Source organism: Bifidobacterium aemilianum (assembly GCF_003315635.1).
GTDB classification, from domain to species: domain Bacteria; phylum Actinomycetota; class Actinomycetes; order Actinomycetales; family Bifidobacteriaceae; genus Bifidobacterium; species Bifidobacterium aemilianum.
The window spans coordinates 432,896-453,526 of the sequence record NZ_PDCG01000001.1; the positions used below are offsets into that span (position 1 = coordinate 432,896).

The following is a 20,631-nucleotide window of genomic DNA, read 5'->3' on the forward strand; positions in this document are numbered from 1 at the left end:
GGATCTCGTCGCAGACGCACATACTCAGAACACCAATCTAGTCTGCGGACCAGTCAGAAAAGCCTGACTGAGCAGTGATTCAGCTCACAGAAGCAACGCTGTATACCCCTGGGCTCTGGCGCGCTGCGAAAGTTGCGGTTAGACTTAGTAAGTTTTGACTCTAGCCGCCTGCAGCAAACAGGGATCCAGTAGTTCAGGCAGGTCGGCTCCTCAGCTGGCGTCGCCCTCGCCAGCGGCCCGGTCCTTGCCGTAGACCTCGGGTATGAACCGCTCCTGGTCATGGAGCTTGGCCCAGATGACCGGCTTGCCCGATTCGAGGGACCTGGGAACATCGAGAATCCGCTGGTTGCTGGAACCGCGAAATTGCAGGAGATTGTCATGGAGGGTCTTGATATAGCGGCCGTCCACCAGAATGTCGATATAGCCCAACAACTCCATCTTGTCTGGGCTCTCCCCCGGCCGCCTCAGCTCCTCCCAGGTGTAGCCGGTCCAGCACCAGATATCCTTCGTGTGGCCGAATTCCTGACGGATGCGTTTGGATAGTTTGAGCAGGATGCCGGTGTTCAGCAGGGGTTCGCCGCCCAGGTAGGTGATGCCCTGAATGAAGGACTGGCCCAGGTCCGCAATGATGCGGTCCTCAAGGTCCCGGGTATAGGGATGGCCTGCCTGGAAGTCCCAGATCGACGAGTTGTAGCATTCCACGCAGTGGAAGGGGCAGCCGGAGACATATATGGAACAGCGGATGCCCTCACCATCAGTCATGATGTTGCGTTTATAGTCGGCCACAATGCCATGGCTCATCTTCTCACTGGTCCACTGGCCAGCGCGGGGGTTGTTGCTGAGGTCGGTGGGAATCCAAGGGCCACGGTCCTGCCCCCCCGCAGCAAAGTCGTGGAGCTTACCCTGTGCTGTTGGCATGGCTGCCAGCCTCCTTCTTCACTGCCGCACGTGCCTGTCATCGACTGATGGATCTGCTGGTCTCACGGTACCTGCCCAGGCAAACCTCATGCAGGCGGTCCGGCAGACTGCCACCGCACGTTTGCACAAGGGCGGCCGCCCGTAAGCAGACCGCCCTATGCCGCCATTCAATGTTCCTCGTCGAGTCCTGAGCCTGGTGGCCTCAACCAACCAGCTCAAGCTGCCGGAGACCTACCTGGTCTCCTCGTACCACTCACGATCTGAACCGTCTGACAGGGTCACATGACCGGTCTCGCCGGACATGTGCTTGACCCGGTGCGCGATCTCCTCATGGCGCCCGTGGACCATGGGCCGCTGGACAGGGTTGCCCAGGTAGCCGCAGGTGCGCTTGGTCACATTGCACTTGTTGGGGTCGGAGTTGCCGCACTCAGGGCACTTGAAGCCGTCCTCAGTGGGCTCAAAGTCGCCCTCGAAACCACAAACGAAGCAGTGATCGATCGGTGTGTTGGTGCCCAGGTAGCCGATGCCGATGTTGTAGGCGTAATCCCAGACGGCCTCCAGAGCCTTGGGGTTGGGCTGCAGGCAGGGGAACTCGCAGTAGTTGATGAAACCGCCCGAAGCCAGGTAGGGGAAATCCTTCTCGTAGTCCAGCTTCTCCATGGGGGTTGGCTGAAGCCATACCGGGTAGTGGAAGGAGTTGGTGTAGAAGTCATGGTCGGTGACACCCTCGACCTTGCCGAACTTGGCCCGATCCATACGGTTGAAGCGGTCGGTCAGGGACTCGGCGGGAGTGGAGTAGACCGAATAGTGGTAGCCCTCGGCGGCGGACCACTGCTTGCAGAGCTCGTTCATGCGGCGGACGATGGACAGGGCGAATTTCTTGCCTTCAGGATCCCAGGCGTGATCGCGTATCCAGTCCTTGCCGTAGAAGACCGAAGTGGTCTCGTACAGGCCGATGTAGCCCAGGGAGACGGTGGCGCGCCCGTTCTTGAAGAGGTCGTCCACATTGCCGTCGGCATCCAGCCGCCCGAAGGCACCAAAGCGGAAGAGGGTGGGGGCGTTGACCGGGGTGGCCTCCTTGCAGCGCTTGATGCGGAAGGCCAGGGCCTCGTGGGCAATATCCATCCGCTCATTGAAGATCTTCCAGAAGCGGTCCTTGTCACCGTGGGATTCCAAGGCGATGCGGGGAATGTTGACCGACACCACGCCCAGGTTCATGCGGCCGTCTTCCTCATCCTCGCCGGTCTCGGGGTTGATCCAGCCCTGCAGGAAGGAGCGGCAGCCCATGGGGGCCTTGAAGGAACCGGTGATCTTGACGATGTTCTCATAGAAGACCACATCGGGGTACATGCGCTTGGTGGAGCACTCCAGGGCCAGCTGCTTCATGTCGTAGTTGGGGTCACCCTCGTCGGCGTTGATGCCGTGCTTGATGGTGAAGACCAGCTTGGGGAAGATGGCCGTGTGGCGGTCCTTTCCCAGGCCGCGGATGCGGTTGAGGAGGATGGCCCGCTGAATCTCCCGGGCGAACCAGGAGGTGCCCAGGCCGAAGCCCACGGTGACAAAGGGGGTCTGGCCGTTGGAGACACGGTTGGAGTTGATCTGGTACTCCATGGTCTGCATGGCGTCGTAGATGGCCTTGCGGGTCATGATCTTGGCGTAGATCTCGCGCAGCTGCTCCAGTTCGGAGGCGGAGGTGTCGAAGGCCTCGTCGGCCGGCAGGGGCTCGCGGTCATCGAAGTGGAGGTTGTCGGGCTCCTGGGACTTGAGGCCGTTGACCATGTTTCTGGCTGCCTCCACGGGGGTGGAGTCGGGAATCATGGCCCGGGCCATTTTCAGATTCTTGTCGTAGTCGCGCTTGGCGTAGGTCTCGAGCATCTCGTCGGCGCGGTTGACGGTCTGGCCGCCGTACTGGGCCCCGGCGATATCCTTGATGATCTGGGTGATCTGGGTCGAGGCGGTGCCGATGGACTTGGGTGAGTCCATCATGGCGTTGCCCAGCTCGAAGCCGTGCTTGAGCATGTCGCCGAAGTTGGGCAGGGAGCAATTGCTCTCGGCCGTGAAGGGTGAGTAATCGGCATCGTGGAAGTGGATGTCGCCCTTCATGTGGGCGTTGGCGACGGCATCCGGCAGCATAGAGAAGGCCGAGGCCTTGGAGACGGCACCGGCCAGGAGGTCACGCTGGGTGGCGTAGACGTTGGAGTCCTTGTTGGCGTTCTCGCGCACCAGGGACTCGTCATGGTTGACCAGACGGGAGACGGCCTCGTTGACGTCCGTTGCCTTGGCCCGCTGGATGTCCTTGTTCAGGCGGTAGGAGGTGTAGTTGCGAGCCACATCGTAGAAGTGCTCGTCTATCAGCCCGTGCTCGACCAGATTCTGGATGTCCTCAATCTTGGCGGGGCCGTTGTATCGGTTGCGAATCTCGGTCTCGATCTGGGCAGCCAACTGGCTAATCATGCGCTCCTCATCGGGGCCCACGGGGGTGTTCACATCCTCGAAGGCGGACTTGACCGCGCTGATGATGTTGATCGGATCGAACTCGACCACACGACCGTCACGCTTCTCTACGAGCACCACGTCCTGAGCGATCTTGGTCACGGGCGCATCCTGAAGCTGAGTCTCCATCGCAATCCTTCCCTGCGGCCGGTCTAAGCCGGTCGAAACCACAGGTAATCCGCCGGTCCATACCGGCCAAACTACAATCCTGTACTTTGTGTAAGCAAGATAACTCTATCGCAAGGTCACCACAATATCTAGTCAACTAGCGATGCGTTTTACCCAGATATAGTACTTTTGGCAAAATACTGCCAAAACGACAGCGGCGCGATTTATGACACTCCGAGGAGGGGTGTGTCGGTCCTCCCCTACTCGATAATGCGAAGGGCCGCACCACCCTGACCATGCCCCCATCAAGCCTCCTTGGAAGATGATCCAGGCCGCCATAGCGGGGCGCACTCACCGGCGATGCTCATGTCCCCCTTGCAGAGGAATCTAGAGCTATGCGTTTTTATCAGGAATCAGCCGCAATGGGCGGACCAGCAGCGGGCGGGCAACAACCGTCCGGGGAATCAAACGCCATGGACAGCATCTCGAATGGTCCCAAGCCACTGGACCAGCTGCCAAGGCTCGCCCGGGACACCACTGCCGAGAACCCCTGGCCGGTCAGCGTCGTCAGCCAGAAGTACCACGATGCCGTGGAACGGTGGCCAGGCGCCTGGATCGAAGGGCAGATCGTCGAGATCAACATGCGCCGGGCATCCTCCGGCTACATCACCTTGCGTGACTCCTTCGAAGAGATTTCCATATCGGTCATGGGCTTTCGCAACTTCGTGGCCCTGGCCAAGGACTTCCGCCAGGGCGACCGGGTGGTGGTCCACGGCAGACCCAACATATGGGTCAAGGCCACACGGCTGAGCTTCCAGGCCGACGACATTCGCCGCATCGGGGCCGGTGACCTCAAGGCCCAGATCGACGAACTGCGCAAGAAGCTCAAGGGCGAAGGCCTCTTCGACGCGGACAACAAGGTGGAACTGCCGGAATTCCCCTCCTGCATCGGACTCATCTGCGCCCCCCAGGCCCGGGCCGAAGGCGACGTGATCACCAATGTCAACCTGCGTTGGCCGGCCGTGAGCTTCAAGGTGATTCATGCCCACGTCCAGGGGCCCCAATGCCCTCCCGATGTGATCGCCGCCATCCAGAAGCTGGATGCCGACCCGGATGTCGACGTCATCATCGTGGCCCGTGGCGGCGGCAGCTTCGAGGACCTGATCGGCTTCTCCGACGAGGGCGTGGTGCGGGCCACCGCAGCCTGCCAGACCCCCATCGTCTCAGCCGTGGGCCACGAGGACGACTGGACCCTGATTGACCTGGCCTCCGACCTGCGCGCCTCCACCCCCACCGACGCCGCCAAGAAGGTGGTGCCGGACGTCCACGAGCAATGGCAGCTGATAGGGGGCGCCATCCAGGAGATGCGCATGAGGGTCAGCGCCGGTGTCGACAATGAGATTCGCTTGATTGAAGGCTATGCCAGCAGGCCCAGCCTGACCCAGCCCCAGACCATGCTGGAACCCCACCAACGCTTCATAGACCAGTCACGTCAGCAGATGCACATGGGGCTGACCCGGATCGTCGACGACGCCGGACTGACCATCGAGAAGCTCCAGGCCAGCCTGACGGCCCTCAGCCCCCAGTCCACCCTGGACAGGGGTTACGCGGTGGTCCAGACCGCCGACGGGCATGTGCTGGACGAGGCCGGCAGGGTCAAGGCCGGCGACAGGCTCACCCTGACCCTCAGAAAGGGCGCCGTGGTGGCCAAGGCCGAAAGCGCCCTGCCAGAAGGCTAGGAAGGCCAACCCAGGGCGCTTCATGCCCACCCCAATCATTCACGACCATTACAATGTTCAGCAGCACAGAGAGGCAACAATCATGGCAGAGCAGGCACAGGACACCGAAGCCAAGGAAGCGAAGAAGGCCACAGGTAAGCAGGGCGGCGAGCAGCCGGCCTCGAGCCTGAGCGACAAGGAGCGGCAGGAAATCGCCCAGATGCCCTACGAGGAGGCCCGCGACAAGCTCATTCAGGCCGTGCGCGCCTTGGAGGCCGGCGGGCTCAACCTGGACCAGTCCATGCGCCAGTGGGAGGTCGGTGAGGCCCTGGCCAAGCGGGCCCAGTCCCTCCTCAATGATGTGCGGGCCAAGCTCGACGCCGCCCAGGAGGAGCAGGCGGCCACCGCATCCACGGCCGGCACCCAGTCCAACTTGGACTAGGACCCCAGACCGACTTCGCAAGGGCGGTCCCGGATGATACCCACCCGGGACCGCCCTGATGTCTTATCCAAGAAGGATTGGCATCACCTCAGTCCACTGCGATGGTACCCAAGAGCGCCTTATGGTCGGACCCTGCGATGCGGACCATCTCCAGTTGACCGGCGGTGATACCCCGGTCCAGAATCAGGTGATCGATAGCTGCGAAGGCCGGAACCCCTACCCGGTCGGCGGGCCAGGAGAGGGTGAGCCCGTGACCTGACTGAAGGGCGGCATCCTGAAACCGGTCCGCCAGCACAGACCGGAAGGGGGCATGGTCGTTACTGGCGTTGAAATCGCCCATGAGGATATAGCGTCGGTCTGTGCGCGATGTGAGCCTGGCCAGATCATCCAGCGATTGCCTCCACGCCTCCCACTGCCCCGGCGAAGGCGAGGTGGTATGAACCGAGACGAAGCGGATGGAGACCTGTCCCTCCTTGAACCTGATCGTGCCACCAGGCATAAGGGAGGCGCGGGAATCGACATCGTCATCGGCCGGCTTTGTCATCTCGGTGGCCGACCAGAGCCCGTTGCCGTATCTGCCATCGGCCGACGACACCTGGGAGTATGGCAGGTAGTCCTCAATCCCCGCCGCCTCCAGACGGTCGATGAAGGGCCTGGTCGTCTCCTGGAGGGCCAAGACCTCGACCCGCTGCTCCCGGACCAGCGCCACAATGGCCTTGGCATCAGCCCGCCCCTTGTATACATTGAAGGTCATGACCCGGGCATATGCATCGCTGTGGTTGGCCTTGGCCTGCGATACGGCCTCCATGGCCTCCTGGGGCAGGCACTGGCCGGCCGAGAAGAAGGGATACTGCCAGTAAACCTGCACGGACAGGCACAGGATGGCCACCAGGGCAACGAACCAGCGTTTGGCACGCAGGGCCAGAATCAGAGCCAGGACCGAGGGGATGAGGAACCAGGGGGTCAGTGCCACAAGATCCGGCAGCCAGGGTAGGGCCTGAAGGTCAGCTGGCAGGAGACGGACCAGAACGGAGACCAGGCCGACTAGGGTAAGGAGGGCTGCCAGCACGCCCAGAAGGCGGTTTCGCTGGTTCCGCCTGGGTCTCTTATCGGCGAAAGCGGCAACAGAGGACTTGGCCCCATTAGTCTTGCGCCACTTACCGGTACGGGCCCGAGGCTGAGGCCCTTTGCCTCTAACGACTCCAGCCCTGCTCACGCTCTTTGTCATCAACACCCTTTCGATTCCAACCGACCTGTCTAGGCCCATTAGCTTAATGCAGACAATCCCAGAAACGCCTCGTATACCTGAGCCGTGTCATACCATACTCGCCTTCTTACCACCTCCTTGGATTGATTAAGCCACTGAACACACCAGAGTTGGCCTGTCCTTTGCAGGAGTGCGAAACATAATGAACGGCTTCTTGTTTAGGTTCGCCCGAATCCAGACCTTGCGCGATATCAGGACCTCTCAAGGTCATATGCCCATAGGCAAAATTCTCTTCCCGGCCTTAGGCTATAGGACATCTATGGGCATTGGGAAACCGGCATTGGCGGTGGGAAGAATCTGGGAAAGCGAGGATGATATGACAGTCGCGCGGTGTGATTGGGCTCAAGACAATGTGTTGGTGATGGGCTATCATGACCATGAGTGGGGCGTCCCCGAGCTTGATGACCGCAACTCCTTGAACTGCTGATTCTGGATGGGAAGCAGGCCGGGCTGAGCTGGCCGCTGATCCCGCTTAAGCGCTAGGCCTTCGATGTCGCTTTTGACCACTTCGATTACCGGACCATCGCCTCCTACTCCAAGGAGAAGATCGCCGCTCTCCTAGTCGGCCCTGGCATCATCCGCAACAGGCTCAAGATCCGCCCCACCGTCAGCAACGCCCAGGCCTTCATGACCGTTCAGGACGAATTCGATTCCTTCAATAGCTACCTCTGGTCCTTCGTGGAGGGCAAGCCGACCATAGACCACTGGGAGTCCGTCCGGGGAGGTCCCCTGCTACTCTCCCCTCTCCGACCGGGTCAGCAAGGACCTGCGCAAGCGAGGCTTCAAGTTCGTAGGCTCCACCATCGTCTACTCCTACCTCCAAGCCACCGGTGTCCTCAACGACCACTTGACCTCCTGCTTCAAGTACTCTGGTTCGGAGTGAAGGCGGTCCATAGTCCGGCCCGATGACCATGCAGACACAGCGGGGTTTTCGGCCTCCAAGAGCGGATTGTCCCGACCTCCTAGGCACCTCCCACGGAGGTATCCAAGACAAGCGTCGCGATAGTATGACCTACATGAAACAAAAGGCACGGCTCAGCATCTCAGAGGTCAGCACCATCACTGGCATCAGCACCCATACCTTGCGCTACTACAGCAAAATGGGCCTCCTCTCCTTCGTTGAGCGCGATTCCAAAGGCAGCAGGGCCTTCAAACCCATGGATCTCCTGACCTTGCAGATAATCCAGTGCCTCAAGGACACGGGTATGTCCCTCAATGAGATCAAACGGTATCTGGTTCTGGTCGATGAAGGTATGGATTCGGTCCAGGAACGCAGGAACATATTCCTGAACCGCAAAGAGGCGGTCGAAAGCGAAATCAAGAAACTGAAGAGGTCTTGGGACATCATTGACGAGAAAATTCGCTACTACGATGCCGTAATAGAAGAAGGAAGCCTGGACACATGGCAGGAGGAGTGGGCAGGAAAAATCGATAAACTCATGGAAAGTCACCAAGCAGGACTCACCGACGAGGATTTGCCCTAGAGCCGACTCCAGCTCTTAGTCTTCACATCATCCGCCCGGATTGAAAACATCAGCCTGGAAGAAAGGAATATCATGAAGACACTACCCCTCACTGAGCACGTCACCATACCAATAATCGGGTTCGGCACCTACCAAATCCCACCAGAGGCAACAGGCAGGGCCGTCAGCCAAGCCATTTCCCTGGGATACAGGAGCATCGACACAGCCCAGGCATACCACAACGAGAGGGAAGTCGGCCAGGCAGTCAAAGCAAGCGGCATTGACCGTGCGGACCTGTTCATCACCTCGAAGACCAAGACCGAAGGCTATGAGCAGACCCTGGCAAGCATAGACGACTCCCTTGGCAGGTCTGACCTTGACTACTTCGACCTCATGTTGGTCCACTGGCCGAACGGAGACAATCTCGGAACCTATCGAGCCCTTGAGGATGCCTATAAGGCCGGCAAGCTGCGGGCCATAGGTGTCAGCAATTTCAACAGTGAACAGATCGAGGACCTTTGCCAGCAGACATCCATAGCCCCCATGATCGATCAAATCGAGACAAGCATCCACTGGCAGCAGAAGAAGATGCACCCCTTCTTGGAGAGGAAGGGCATCGTCCATGAATCATGGTCACCATTGGCGCACAGGGTTGACTCCTTGAAGGAGGAGCCGACACTGCGAGAAATCAGCGCCAATCACGGGAAATCAATCACCCAAGTGGTGCTGCGCTTCCTCACCCAGGAGGATATCGTTGTCATACCACGCTCCACCAATCCGAAGCACATCGAGGAGAACCTGGACATCTTTGATTTCGAACTGACCGCGGACGAGATCGACCGGGTTCGCGGACTCGACCGGTCACAGCCGGTAAGCGGCTGGCCGGAATCAATGATGCAGGAACGCTACTAAAGAGGGCATGGATAAGGAGAAATCATGGACCGCGCACAAGTAACCATTCATATGTTGGTCTCCATCGACGGGAAAATCGACGGACCCTACGAACGACAGCCGGACATCAAGCAGACCGACGCCTTCTACAACGACGAGCTCTTCAAGCTGGGCAGTGCGAACGCCAATGGGGCCACCACGGTTGCCACTTATAATGCAAAGGGCACCCTCGACCTATCTGGCTTCAGCGAGAACGGCATCGAATACGAGGACTGGCTGCCAGACATACATGCCGATACCTGGCAGGTCAGCCTGGACCGTAAGGGACGCATGGGCTGGGAGGTCAACTACAACGAGTATGGAGGCAGGCATAACCGGGTGATCGAAGTCGTCAGCAAGAAGGCGCCCAAAGCGTATCTGGCCTTCCTGCGGTCCATGGAGATCCCCTATCTCATCGGCGGCGAGGAGGATCTTGACCTCGAACTGGTGCTCACCAAGCTGAAGGCGTCCTTCAATATCGACAGGCTCGTCATCAGCGGAGGTTCGATCATCAACGGCGCCTTCCTAAAGGCAAGGCTGGTCGATCAGATCTCCCTGGTCGTCCTTCCCTACGTCAGCGGGGACTCCTCCACCAAAAGCAGCTTCGACACCATGGGCGAATTCATCGACGACCACTTCTCGATCTCCTCGGTCAAGCAACTCGCCGATGGCGGACTAACAATGATCTTCAGCAAGTAGAGCCCCATACTCCTCACTCAGCCGCTTATGTCGTCCATTACGATGGGGAGCCGCATGCGCTTATTCATCGAACACCAGGCCTGCAAATCCTATGCACTGCGATCGTCAGCAGCAACATCATAAGGACGTCATTCCGAACTCTTCAGCGATTCGACCATGTCAATCCGGTCGAGGCTGCGGTTGGTGATGAGCATGACTGCTAGCGCAAAGACCAAGGCCAGGAACCCCACAATCAGCCAGCCGAGTGGGGAAGTTTGCACCTCAAAGTGGATGCCAGGCATTTTTATCATGCCGACCATGGGGTAGGTCAGGCCCCAGCCTACCGGCAGTCCCAGGGCTATGCCGGGCATGGTGAGCATGAAGGTCTCCTTGTTGACGTATGAGTGGACTTCACCACGGCGGAATCCCAGGACCTTGACGATGGCGTAGTTGCTGGTGAAGTCCTCCTTGAGTTGCTGATTGCTGACCACGGAGGGGACGGTCTCGTCCTGTTCAAGGTCTTTGGCGGTGGCGATCTTCATCTGGTCGTCGCCTTTAAGTTTGATGAGGCAGGCGTTGGTCTTGAATGATTGTTCGTCGGAACCATGCCTGTTGCTGGCGCCATCTGCGTTAAAGGCTGATTCGTAGGCCGACTGGGTCATGTAGAGACTGTTGCCTGTGTAGTTGTTGGTGATGTCGGCGATGGTAACGCTGTGGCCCTGATGGAGGTCGTCCTCCGCCAAACCCTTGGAGCCTGGTTCTAGATTCAGGAGCTTGGCTGCGTTGACGGTCAGCAGGGCCCCCAAATCAGGGAGCGTCAACGGACTCTTGGCCTTCTGCGCTTGTTCCAGGTAGATATATCCATCCAGGCTCTGACCATCGGGGACCACAATCAATTGTAGGCTCACTTGAGTCAGGCCGGCCCCACCATCGTTCATGGACGAGCCCGACTTGGAGCTATCCTGTGCGCTCAGGGTCATGGCTTTGACAATGATGGGCTTGGTTTCACTCACACCATCATTGTCAGCAAGCTTTTGGGTTGCCTTCTGGTCGAGACTGGACTGGTGATGGCCATGGCGTCGTATGTGTAGGTACTTCCGTATTGCTGGTCGGGCAGGCTCAGCATGGTATCTTTCAAGGTAAAGGAGACCATCACCAGGGCCGTGCAGCCCAGCACGCCGAAGATGCTCATGAAGGCGCGTTTTGTAGCGGAAGAGGTTGCGGGCGGTCACCTTGTTGAGAAAGGACAGATGCTTCCAAATGAACCAGACCCGTTGCAGGAGGATTCTGCCTACGGTCCTGGGAGACTGGGGGCGCATGAAGACAGCCGGGCCTTCTTTGAGTTCTCATGAGCATGTGCGCCAGGCCGCTCCCACGATGGTAACCAGGACAATGGCTATGCCCACCACCGCCAGGAGCCAATTGGCCGACAAGGAATATGAGGGGATGACGTACATCTGTTCAAGCAGAGGGAAGGCCGTGCTGGAGATGCCAACAAGCCCGAGCATCAGGCCCAGGAGCGAGCCAGCCAGGGCGGAGAGCCCAGCATGTAGCTTTGCCGTATATTCCGGATTCGAATCCTCTTGTATCGGGACTATTTATGTGCCCGGACGAGTAGAGTAAATCGTTAATCGCTTCTTTAACAGTTGTGCTACGTTTTATACCTTTTTGAGCGCAGAACGAACTCGCGTTACTTTCCAAACTGGTAAAGACGCTGTCTGGTGAAACTATGCCATCCTTGATCGCAACAAGAATAAAACGTTTGCGCTTTTGAGGAATTCCGAACTCAGACATATCAATAATTCTATATGCAACCGCATATCCCATTTGTCTCAATGAACGTTCAATATACTGAGAGTAGATTAGTGTCTTACCCTTCCTCCTCTCGGCAGCTAAACGAACCATAATACCGTGAACGTTTTCGAATAAGATCACCCTAGGCTGTACGATTCTGATAAATCGTATATACGACCTAACTAATTTATTTCTCAAGTCCTCAGAATCCCGCTTGCCTGCCATCGAGAAACCTTGACATGGTGGACCGCCTGCTACGAGATCCACGGTACCTCGTAGCTTTTCTAAATCTTCTTTGTTCTCCCGGAGAACTATATTAATATCGTTAGAGTCCTTTTGAAGCCAGCTCGGCCACACCCAATCATCAGCACATTTTATGAGATTGTGCTTGTAAGTCATAAATGCGTCAGAACTCTTCTCAATAGCAAAAAAGGATTCCAGCCCGCACGTACCAGACCAGTCGCCAATCCGCCACATCCCGCGAAAATATCAATGAAGGTTGGTGTCATATTCGGGGACATAGCACTCCTTCTCATCTATTATGATGTAATAGCATACATCGAATACCTTACTAGCACTTTTCATAAACACTCATTTGTAATTGTCATTCAAATATGCTCGACCTCAGAATTTCATCATTAATGGAAATTAGTGCCTCCTGAAGCATCTACAGCTTTTCGGTTCACTCTATTGGGCAGGATTTTCCTGACCACTATCCAAGTTCGGCCTTCATAGAAAGAAACTACTTATCCCCGCGGTTTTATGACTGTAGGCGAATCATTTCATTTCCCATACAAGGAATGCAGACAGCAATAGGATTTATACTAAGATCCAAATAGACTATATGATAAATTGTAAATAGCCTTAGGTTGAATTATTAGTAGTACTCATGTTAATTCGAAAGTAGGATAGCGAGATGGCTATGGTTCCACGGGATATTGAGACGGTGCTGTCTCGCTATATGCAGTGGTTCCCAGTGGTGAGTCTCACTGGTCCCAGACAGAGCGGGAAAACGACTCTGGCCCGCCATATGTTTAGTGATTTCGAGTATGTATCGCTGGAAAATCCGGACATCCGCCAGTTGGCACTTGATGATCCGCGCGCTTTCCTGACCCGCTATCACAAGCATGTCATTTTCGATGAAGCTCAGCGCGCGCCATCGCTCTTCTCCTACCTGCAAGGGGTTGTGGACGAGACCGATGAGCCGGGCCAGTTCATCCTGACAGGGTCCCAGAATTTCCTTCTGCTCAAGACGGTCTCCCAGTCCTTGGCTGGGCGTATGGGGCTGGCCCACCTGTTGCCCTTCTCGTACGCTGAAGCGAATCGGTCTAAGCAAGCCCCCAGTTCGATTGACCGCTACATGCTCCGGGGCAGCTATCCGCGCCTATACCACTCGGATATGCCGGCCAGCGCCTTTTTCCACACCTATCTGCACACCTACTTGGAACGCGATGTCAGAGACGAGCTGGGAGTTCGGAAAATCGCTGATTTCGAGCGGTATCTGCACTTGTGTGCCACACGGATCGGCGAGCATTTCGCGGATTCGACACTGGCGGCCGCGGCTCAAATCAGTCCTGCCACAGCATCAGACTGGCTCTCCCTCCTGGAAGCGGCGTTCGTCTGTTTCCGTTTGCGGCCCTACTATCGCAATTTCGGCAAGCGCCTGGTCAAAACACCCAAACTTTACTTCTATGACACAGGTCTGGCCTGCCATCTACTTGGCCTGACCTCCAGCGACGACATACTGCTCAACCAGCCTTTGCGCGGCCATCTCTTTGAAAACCTGGTGGTTTCCGAACTGCTTAAGCATTACTACAATCAAGGCAAAGAGCCCCAGCTTTACTACTGGCGAGATTCCAACCGCAGGGAAATAGACCTAGTAATAGAGCAAGGCAGCCAAATCCGATTCCTGGTGGAGGTCAAGGCCTCAACCACCTACAATCCCCACGCCTTTGCCAACATCGATTCCCTAGGTGACCTCATGAATATACCGATCGAGCAACGAGTTCTGCTATATGGCGGCTCCGAGTCTTTCACCACCCGCCACGGCCAGGTCCTGACCATAGCCGATTTGGAACAAATAGTGGTGTGAGAGGGGAACTGGAAGAGGCTGGTCATTGCGCCGTCGTTGCCATTGTTGACACCTTGAACAGGTAGCTGCCGAAGGTATTCGCCTCATGCTTCCCAAAGCCGAGGGAGGCCACCTTCGGCTTCAACGACCCGCACGGCCAAAAGCCTATGGGTCGTGTACAATATCAGTCGTTGCCCGGGTAGCTCAGGGGATAGAGCACCGCTCTCCTAAAGCGGGTGTCGTCGGTTCGAATCCGATCTCGGGCACAAAGCTTCCGCCACGGCAAGTGGCCCAATTCCCCGGCATCGCGAAATTCCAAGAACCACAAGTCAAGATCATTACGATCATTGGCCAACTTTATCTTTCTTTATGTTCTCCCCCTAGCCTGTTCCTTGTCAGCACAACAAAGGAGAACAAGATGGCCTATGCGTTGGAAACGCAAGGATTGACCAAGGTCTTTGGCCAGGGACAGAAGGCAGTGGACCAGGTGAGCCTGCACATACCCGAAGGCGGGGTCTACGGGCTGCTGGGGCCGAACGGAGCCGGCAAGTCCACCACGCTCAAGATGGTGACTGGCATGCTCAGGCCCAACGGTGGCTCGATCTTGGTGGATGGCCACCCGTGGAGCCGCACGGACCTCTACCAGATCGGCTCCCTGATCGAGCAGCCTCCCATCTACCCGAATCTGACTGCCCGGCAGAACCTGCGTGTGCGCACCACCCTCTTCGGGCTACCTGAGGAGCGCATCGACCAGGTCCTGCAGCTTGCCGGACTGACCGCCACCGGCAGGAAGAAGGCCGGTCAGTTCTCCCTGGGCATGAAGCAGAGGCTGGGCATCGCCAACGCTCTGCTGACCAGTCCCAAGCTGCTGATCCTGGACGAACCCACCAACGGCCTGGACCCCATCGGCATTGAGGAACTTCGAGGCATGGTCCGCTCCTTCCCCAGCCAAGGCATCAGCGTCATCGTCTCCAGCCATATCCTTTCCGAGGTATCGCTCATGGCCGACCATATCGGCATCATCGCCGGGGGCCGTCTGGCCTACGAGCAGGAGCTGCGGCAGGACCAGGATCTGGAAGGCATCTTCATGGAGGTATGCAGGGAGGCGCAGCAATGAGACAGGCAGCACTCAAGTCATTACGAACCGAGACGTCAGGCGGTCCATATAGTGGGCAGCCTTCCAAGACCTCAGCCTCCAGCATTCCCTTCTCCCGGGTCTTCAAGGCCGAGATCCTCAAGGGCAAGGCGGCGGCACCCCGCATGATGACCCTCATCTTCCCCCTGCCCCTGGTCGCTATGGTCGTCTACATGGGCCTAGGCCGGCATCGCTGGAATCCCAGTTTTACAAACTACTGGTACGCGCTCCTCCTGCCCACCACCATCATCCTCATATCGGCCTCTGTGGCCGCCATCGACTCCAAGCAGCATTGGCGGACCACCCTGGCCCTGCCCGCCTCACCCGCATCCGTCTGGTGGGCCAAGATCCTCTACTGCCTGCTATTGACCTTGGGCTCGGTGGTCCTGGCCTTGGGTGTCTCCATCCTGGCCACCGTCAGCCTTGGCCTGCAGGGACCAAGCGTCGGCAGTCTGCTGGCGGCAATCGCCGTCTTGGTCATAGCCGGCGCTTGGATGATTCCCCTCAGCCTGGCCCTGACCACTCGCTTCGGCACTCTGTCAGGCATCGCCCTTCCCCTGGGCCTCGACCTGATCGTGTCCATCAGCTGCTGGAGTCAGGTCGGCATCTGGCCCTACCTGCCCCCTTGCGACCTGCTCAATCTGCCCGCTCCCCTCCTCCAGGTCATGCCCGACGGGGTGCCCATGGCCATCGAGGACCCCAGCCCCATCAAGACCGAGCTGTCCAGCTTCAGCGGTCACAGCCTTATCGGACTGGCAGTCTGCCTGCTGGTCTTTGTACTGCTATCAATGCTGACTGCCCGCTGGTTCTCCGGCAAGGAGGCTGACTGACACGCGAGGGCAAGACAGGCACCGCTCCACCACAGCACACATGACTCTCCTCCGTGCCCTGGGTTCGGAACTCCAACGAATGACCGGCTCCTTTCTGATACCCCTCCACCTGGTCTGCGGACTCGCGGCCGGCCTGGGTTGTGGAGCCTTCGTCGCCTACGCCCCCTACGACCCGCGCTTTGGCGCCGATGCGGTCTTCCAGATACTGGGTGCCTGTATACCACTCATGGTCGCCATTGTCTGCGCCTTGAACCTGGACACCGAGCGGGAGGCAGGAGACATGGCCAACCTGCTGGGGACTCCCAACCGACAGGTCTCCCTGGTCGGCAAGATACTGGCGCTCTGGCTCCTGGGTCTTCTGGCTCTTGCCCTGGCGGCGGTCTCCTTCGCTGCAATCTTGGGCATCGCGGGGCGGGGCGGCCTACCTTGGTCCTCCTACCTGCTGGCTACGGTCGGGACCTGGGCAAGTTCCCTCTGCCTGTACATGCTGGCGGTGCTCCTGGCCATGCTCCTGGGCAGAAATGCGACCATTGGCATCGGGGTCGCCGGAACCGGCATCGCCATCGCCTCCCTGGGCGGCATGCTCAATGGACTCTTCAGCCATAGCCTGACCGGCCTGGCGGCACCCGGCCCGAGCTCGTGGATCCCCTTCACCTGGCCCACGCGCTTTGGCTCCCTGGGCATTGAGCAGGCCATCATCCATGGGCTTCCCAGCGCCAGCAGGGACCAGGTTTTACTGCAAGCCGCCCTTCTGGGCAATCTGCTTCCCTGCCTGGTCTTCACGCTGGCCCTGGCTGTGGCACTACTGCTGTGGATTGGCCACTTCGAGGACCGTCGCAGGGCTCGTGAGTAGGCGAGGCATGGCCACTGATTACAGCATGCTTAGACTGGGATTACAGCAGGTAGGCGGGCCGAGCAGCCAGGACTTCGCCAGTTCCACCACCACTTTCGGTCCGGCCTACCCATGCTGCCGTCAAGACAAGCATCGTAAGGACAACTGATATGGCAACAGGCCCAAACCCAGACGAAGAGGTGCGGTCACCCAAGCATGCCCGGATCCTGGTCATTGACGACGACAGCCGCATCACCACCCTGCTCATGGCCGCCCTGTCCAAGGACGGCCACCGGGTCACCGTCATCAACGACCCACGTCAGGTGCTGGGCATGGACCTCAAGCCCCTAGACCTCATCCTCTGCGATGTCATGATGCCACACCTGGACGGCTTCGCCCTCATCGGCAGGATTCGTGAGCATGTGACCTGCCCCATTCTCTTTCTGACCGCCAAGACCGACGAGGACAGCGCCATCCTGGCCTATGGGCTCGGTGCGGACGACTACCTGCGCAAGCCTTTCGGCCTGGCCGAACTCCGAGCCAAGGTCAGGGCCAGTCTGGGGCAGCAGCACCGCAAGCAGGGGCACCAGGCTCTGACCTTCGGCAACTTGACGGTGGACCTGCAGGCTAGGGAACTCCTGGTTGATGGAACTGCCGCCCAACTGACCGATGCCGAATACCGCATCTGCGCCTTTCTGGCCCAGCACCCCAGGCGGGCCTACTCACGGGCCCAGATCTGGGAGGCCTGCTTGCAGCGGGAGGACGACCTTGACCTTGGGGGCGGCCAGGACCCGCAGGGAGCATCCGCGGCCGTCCGGGTGCATATCAGCAAGGCCCGGCAGAAGCTCAAGGCCCTGGGTATGGACCCCATACGAACCATCTGGTCCGTAGGCTACCAGTGGGTGGCTTGATGAAGGAACCAAAGCGGGCCAACAGCAGGGGCAAGGCAAGAGCAGCCCAAGAACGGGTAGGTCGGGAAAGCATGGGAGGGATGGCAATGGCAACACCGAGTCACGAGGCGGCAGACGGGGAAAGCGGCACGGATTCCTCGCTGTCACGCCAAACCCTGGCGGGCAAGCGTCGGGCCCCAGGTCGCACCAGCCGCTGGGAGGAACCCATAGCCCTCCTGATCATCCGCTACTTTTTCTATGTCCTCCTTGCCATGGCGATCCTCCTGGTGGGCACCTATGTCTTCTGGTTCCATGCCCAGGGAGGCAGCATCCTCTACGCCAACTATGGCGAGCGCCACATCGCCAAGCTTGGCCAGCAGATCAGCAGGGCCGAAACCATCAGCGACGACATGATTCCGTCCGCCTACTGGTACAGGCTCTATGACCAGTCCGGCAAACCCGTCGGGGGCGACATGAAGGCCACGATGGTTCCCGGCGCCGATGCCACTATGGCCGCATACCTTCACGATCACTCACAGGATGCCAGCGCATCCAGCGCCGCCGGCGAACAGGCAGATGAAAGCGACGGTCACACCAAGGCACCGAAGGACTCCAGAGCCATCGACGGATCCCAGCCACAGCCATCCCAGGAAGACCCGAACCGGTCCTACCAAGTCTTCCACACCGCTGGAGGCCAGTTCTGCCTACTGGCCTATGAGCCTGTGCCACAATGGTCCTCCAAGCAGATACGCGACCGCTACCCCAACCCCCAGACCCTGACCATCAGCCTCCTCCTGCTTGCAGCCCTGGTCATACTGCTTGTGATTGGCCTGCGGGCCGCCCGGCTCATCACCCGCAAGCTGTCTGCATTCGAGCAGGTGGCGGCCAGCATCGGCCGGCAGGATCTGGACGCGCAACTCCCCCGCACCAACGTCCGCGAGATCAACCATGTTCTGGACTCCTTCGCCCAGATGAGGGACGCCCTCAAGCATTCCTTGGAGTCTCAATGGTCGGCCCAGGAGGCTCAAAGCCGGCAGGTGGCGGCCCTGGTCCATGACCTGAAGACCCCGCTCACCATCATTCAGGGCAACGCCGAGCTCCTTGGCGAGAGCAAGCTGGACGACGGGCAGAAAGCCTACCTGGCCTTTATAGAGGATGGCGCCGGGGAGCTTGCGCAGTACGCCCAGGCCATCAGCCATAGTTCCACAAGAGAGACCAAAAAGCCTGTATTGGTCAGCGTGGCCAGACTCAGCCAGACAGTGGAGGCTCAAGCCCGCGGCTATCTGTCCACACGGAGCTTGGCTTTGGACATACAGCGTCTGCCGGAGGAATTGCAAGGCCATGTTTGCGGTCAGGAGCAAGACTTGGCACGAGCCCTGATGAACATCGTGGCCAATGCCTCCGACCATTCGCCAGCCCAGGGTCAGGTCAGCATCTCATGGTCCATTACACCTTGTGAATTGGAAGCGCAAAGCGACACCCCCTTCCAGACGCAGCAAGCAGGCGAGGGCGGACCTGCATATGCCAGGAGACTGCGGGCGGACCAGGAGGATCCATTTGACGGCCACGATGCCTCTTGCGCAGAAGACCACAGTCAGTACGTTATGCTGACCATCACCATCAGCGACCAGGGGCCGGGTTTTTCGCAAGAGGCTTTGACCTACGGCAAGGAATGGCTCTACCAGGACGATGCCAGCAGACAGCATCATGACAAACACTCCGGCAACCACCACGGCATTGGCCTGTCAGCGGCCAGCTCCATAGCGGAGGAGTCAGGCGGATCGCTGCACATCAGCAACCAGGCTCCAGGACGTGGTGCCCAAGTCACCATGAAGCTTCCCCTCACCGGTGGCCACAGGAGTGAGTCAGACCATTCCCACCGGCGCATACCAACAACAGCGCCCCATACCCGTATGTCCTCTTGCAGGCAAATCTGCCCCTAGCCGTAAACTTTTACTCTTAATTAGATATTGACAAACGACCATAGGAGGTGCGTGATTTTGGACCTCAATGTAGCATCGTGGGGATGGCAGGCCATCGACCTGCTTTCGGCGCTCATTCTCTCCACCGCCATCGGCGTGGAACGCCAGGCCCGGCACAAGGATGCCGGCACTCGCACCCATGCCCTGGTCGGCCTCGGATCAGCCCTCTTCATGCTGATCAGCAAGTATGGCTTCAATGATGTGTTGGCTGCGGACCTGGTCAGGCTGGACCCCTCACGAATCGCCGCGCAGATTGTCTCCGGCATCGGTTTCATCGGCGCAGGCGTGGTCTTCATGCAACGTTCCCGCATCAGGGGGCTGACCACAGCCGCCTCCATCTGGCTGACAGCGGCCCTGGGCTCGGCCTGCGGTGCCGGCATGATCATACAGTCCGTCATCTGCACCGTCTGCTATTTTGTGGTGGTTCTGCTCTTCCCGGTCATCTCCCGATTTTTCTCCGTAAGCCTGTCCAGCGATAGCACCCTACATATCGAATATGTGGACGGACATGGGGTCCTGAGGAAGATATTGACAGTCTGCGCAGCCCATGGGGTCATGGTCGAGGGCTTCTCCACACAGAACTCCACAGACAAGGTGGGCAGCCGCTATTCGGGCGACAAGTCGGGCGTCTCCGCCGACCTGGAGATTCGTGGCAGCAACCTTGAATCACTGATTGCGGAGATCAACGCCTTGGATGGTATCACCTCCATCACCGGCATCAAAGACAACGAGTAAGTATTCCCTCCCTATCTACTGTGGATAGAATGCTCGGCCCTGACCGCCGACACCGACACCCTCTGCGATATCTGAAAACCCGGCAGAGCCTCATACTCTCCCCCGTCGCCCGGTTTGGCGGCAAGAGTCGCCACTTCGTCCGCATGAACGTGGCCTGCCCCCAATTCCAAGTGGCCCAAGGCTGTGAGCGCCTGATCGCAGGTCTCGCAGCCTACCGGGACTAATTCATGAGCCACAAACACACCAGCTGTGGGGAATGGATAAATTCACGACAAGCGTCGACAACAAGGCGATCAGCCCAGATAACCTGAGGGAGAATGTCTATCCCGACGGGTATCCGGCCCT

General features: G+C 58.7%; 19 protein-coding genes, 1 tRNA gene and 1 pseudogene. 15 read left to right on the forward strand and 6 right to left on the reverse strand.

The genetic code is table 11. From position 1 onward, the window contains the following. Positions 1–210 precede the first annotated feature (210 nt). The gene (gene nrdG, locus CRD60_RS01830; RefSeq protein WP_113859584.1) at positions 211–918 is read right to left on the reverse strand and encodes an anaerobic ribonucleoside-triphosphate reductase activating protein; all 708 of its coding nucleotides are present in this window, start codon (positions 916–918) and stop codon (positions 211–213) included. Positions 919–1,149: 231 nt separating this feature from the next. Beyond that, positions 1,150–3,540: an anaerobic ribonucleoside-triphosphate reductase gene (nrdD, locus tag CRD60_RS01835; protein WP_113859585.1), complete on the reverse strand. Its 2,391-nt coding sequence runs from the start codon at positions 3,538–3,540 to the stop codon at positions 1,150–1,152. A gap of 452 nt (positions 3,541–3,992) precedes the next feature. Here nrdD and xseA point away from each other — a divergent pair, with 452 nt between their 5' ends. Beyond that, positions 3,993–5,258 carry an exodeoxyribonuclease VII large subunit gene (gene xseA / locus CRD60_RS01840; RefSeq protein WP_236630782.1) on the forward strand — a complete coding sequence of 422 codons (1,266 nt, stop codon included), beginning with the start codon at positions 3,993–3,995 and terminating at the stop codon, positions 5,256–5,258. Between the two features lie 82 nt (positions 5,259–5,340). Further along, a complete protein-coding gene (locus CRD60_RS01845; protein ID WP_113859665.1) occupies positions 5,341–5,679 on the forward strand; it encodes an exodeoxyribonuclease VII small subunit in 339 nt (112 codons plus the stop codon). Positions 5,680–5,767: 88 nt separating this feature from the next. On the opposite strand, the gene CRD60_RS01850 is transcribed toward CRD60_RS01845, so the two are convergent. Continuing rightward, entirely contained in the window at positions 5,768–6,907 is a 1,140-nt protein-coding gene (locus CRD60_RS01850; protein ID WP_113859587.1) for an endonuclease/exonuclease/phosphatase family protein, read from the reverse strand. 585 nt (positions 6,908–7,492) lie between these two features. Here CRD60_RS01850 and CRD60_RS09255 point away from each other — a divergent pair. The 5 genes and pseudogenes from CRD60_RS09255 to CRD60_RS01870 all read left to right on the forward strand — a co-directional run. Continuing rightward, positions 7,493–7,603: pseudogene (locus CRD60_RS09255) on the forward strand (DNA-3-methyladenine glycosylase I); the annotation flags it as partial. A 109-nt stretch (positions 7,604–7,712) separates the two neighbouring features. Beyond that, entirely contained in the window at positions 7,713–7,829 is a 117-nt protein-coding gene (locus CRD60_RS09260; RefSeq protein WP_269088587.1) for a DNA-3-methyladenine glycosylase I, read from the forward strand. Positions 7,830–7,962: 133 nt separating this feature from the next. Beyond that, positions 7,963–8,430 carry a MerR family transcriptional regulator gene (locus tag CRD60_RS01860; RefSeq protein ID WP_161522164.1) on the forward strand — a complete coding sequence of 156 codons (468 nt, stop codon included), beginning with the start codon at positions 7,963–7,965 and terminating at the stop codon, positions 8,428–8,430. 72 nt (positions 8,431–8,502) lie between these two features. Continuing rightward, positions 8,503–9,321 (forward strand): aldo/keto reductase, encoded by an 819-nt coding sequence (locus tag CRD60_RS01865; protein WP_113859589.1) that lies wholly within the window; start codon positions 8,503–8,505, stop codon positions 9,319–9,321. Between the two features lie 24 nt (positions 9,322–9,345). Then, positions 9,346–10,038 (forward strand): dihydrofolate reductase family protein, encoded by a 693-nt coding sequence (locus tag CRD60_RS01870; RefSeq protein WP_113859590.1) that lies wholly within the window; start codon positions 9,346–9,348, stop codon positions 10,036–10,038. A gap of 128 nt (positions 10,039–10,166) precedes the next feature. On the opposite strand, the gene CRD60_RS01875 is transcribed toward CRD60_RS01870, so the two are convergent. The 3 genes from CRD60_RS01875 to CRD60_RS01880 all read right to left on the reverse strand — a co-directional run bounded on the left by CRD60_RS01875 (position 10,167) and on the right by CRD60_RS01880 (position 12,288). After that, the gene (locus tag CRD60_RS01875) at positions 10,167–11,030 is read right to left on the reverse strand and encodes an ABC transporter permease (protein ID WP_161522165.1); all 864 of its coding nucleotides are present in this window, start codon (positions 11,028–11,030) and stop codon (positions 10,167–10,169) included. Beyond that, positions 11,027–11,209, reverse strand: a complete 183-nt coding sequence (locus tag CRD60_RS08760; RefSeq protein ID WP_161522166.1) for a hypothetical protein — start codon at positions 11,207–11,209, stop codon at positions 11,027–11,029. Before CRD60_RS08760 ends, CRD60_RS01875 begins: the two co-directional genes overlap by 4 nt. 269 nt (positions 11,210–11,478) lie before the next feature. Further along, entirely contained in the window at positions 11,479–12,288 is an 810-nt protein-coding gene (locus CRD60_RS01880) for a DNA cytosine methyltransferase (RefSeq protein ID WP_113859592.1), read from the reverse strand. 484 nt (positions 12,289–12,772) lie between these two features. On the opposite strand from CRD60_RS01880, the gene CRD60_RS01885 reads away from it, so the two are divergent. The 8 genes from CRD60_RS01885 (at position 12,773) to CRD60_RS01920 (ending at position 20,286) form a co-directional block, all read left to right on the forward strand. Further along, positions 12,773–13,903 carry an ATP-binding protein gene (locus tag CRD60_RS01885; RefSeq protein WP_269088588.1) on the forward strand — a complete coding sequence of 377 codons (1,131 nt, stop codon included), beginning with the start codon at positions 12,773–12,775 and terminating at the stop codon, positions 13,901–13,903. Between the two features lie 172 nt (positions 13,904–14,075). After that, positions 14,076–14,148, forward strand: a tRNA-Arg gene (locus tag CRD60_RS01890). A 152-nt stretch (positions 14,149–14,300) separates the two neighbouring features. After that, positions 14,301–14,999: a lantibiotic protection ABC transporter ATP-binding protein gene (locus CRD60_RS01895; protein ID WP_113859594.1), complete on the forward strand. Its 699-nt coding sequence runs from the start codon at positions 14,301–14,303 to the stop codon at positions 14,997–14,999. Then, the gene (locus tag CRD60_RS01900; RefSeq protein WP_161522167.1) at positions 14,996–15,847 is read left to right on the forward strand and encodes an ABC transporter permease; all 852 of its coding nucleotides are present in this window, start codon (positions 14,996–14,998) and stop codon (positions 15,845–15,847) included. Before CRD60_RS01895 ends, CRD60_RS01900 begins: the two co-directional genes overlap by 4 nt. Before the next feature lie 40 nt (positions 15,848–15,887). Beyond that, the gene (locus CRD60_RS01905) at positions 15,888–16,700 is read left to right on the forward strand and encodes an ABC-2 family transporter permease (protein WP_113859596.1); all 813 of its coding nucleotides are present in this window, start codon (positions 15,888–15,890) and stop codon (positions 16,698–16,700) included. Between the two features lie 149 nt (positions 16,701–16,849). After that, positions 16,850–17,590, forward strand: coding sequence for a response regulator transcription factor (locus tag CRD60_RS01910; protein ID WP_113859597.1), 741 nt, complete (start codon positions 16,850–16,852; stop codon positions 17,588–17,590). A gap of 86 nt (positions 17,591–17,676) precedes the next feature. Next, on the forward strand, positions 17,677–19,512 hold the full coding sequence (locus CRD60_RS01915; RefSeq protein ID WP_161522168.1) for a HAMP domain-containing sensor histidine kinase: 1,836 nt from the start codon (positions 17,677–17,679) through the stop codon (positions 19,510–19,512). A gap of 51 nt (positions 19,513–19,563) precedes the next feature. Continuing rightward, complete coding sequence (locus tag CRD60_RS01920) at positions 19,564–20,286, forward strand: MgtC/SapB family protein (protein ID WP_236630766.1); 723 nt, start codon at positions 19,564–19,566, stop codon at positions 20,284–20,286. Positions 20,287–20,631: the final 345 nt, after the last annotated feature.